Genomic DNA, 254 nt, shown 5'->3' on the forward strand with positions numbered 1-254 from the left:
GAATAACAGCCAACCGGCGATTGCCCTCGATCATGTCTTCCACGAAATACCAAGGGGCGCTCTTCGCTTTGTTGATAACATCGACTTGTGCGTTCACCACCGCGATCTGCGCTGCCTCATCGATTCGGAGCTTCCGGATACGGCGGCGCAGTGCCGCGACTTTGAAATGCTTGGTGACTTTTTCGAACATGGGAACCTCCAATAATTTAGTGATTCCCATTATACCTACTTCGAGCGACCAGTCAACCCCGATG

General features: G+C 52.0%; 1 protein-coding gene. It reads right to left on the minus strand.

The genetic code is table 11. From position 1 onward, the window contains the following. Positions 1-190, minus strand: a 190-nt coding sequence (locus AC1RPV_RS08060; RefSeq protein ID WP_481764246.1) for a hypothetical protein, incomplete at its 3' end; no start/stop codon positions are given. Between the last annotated feature and the right edge of the window lie 64 nt (positions 191-254).

This window comes from Dellaglioa sp. CoH-55-MRSF-9, from assembly GCF_056782155.1.